General features: G+C 56.8%; 1 protein-coding gene. It reads left to right on the top strand.

Features of this window, described 5'->3' with window-relative positions:
* Positions 1-359 (top strand): rRNA adenine N-6-methyltransferase family protein (locus HMPREF3056_RS09800; RefSeq protein WP_304439991.1); only part of this gene is annotated, 359 nt, incomplete at both ends.

Genomic DNA, 359 nt, shown 5'->3' with positions numbered 1-359 from the left:
GTACCAAGGTCTGCTTTCCGGCCACAGCCAAACGTTGACGGGGGGATCTTAGTGATCCGCCGGGTGGGTGACCCGAAGATTCCGATAGAGCAGCGCAAAGCCTTTCAGGCGATGGTGCACACCGTTTTCACTGCCCGGGGACGCGGGATAGGGGAAATTCTCCGAAGGGCAGGGTTGTTTTCATCACGTTCAGAGACACAATCATGGTTGCGCTCGCGAGGAATCGACCCCGCGACCCTACCTCCCAGATTGCACACCAGCGACTGGATCGATCTCTTCCAGGTGACTGGTTCCTCTCTACCTCACCATCGGCCCATTTCACCATCGGGAAGTAGTCAACGACCTCCTCAACGGAAAAA

Origin of the sequence: Corynebacterium sp. HMSC056F09, from assembly GCF_001815785.1 — a bacterium.
GTDB lineage: Bacteria > Actinomycetota > Actinomycetes > Mycobacteriales > Mycobacteriaceae > Corynebacterium > Corynebacterium hiratae.
This window is presented reverse-complemented; position numbering and strand designations above follow the sequence as displayed.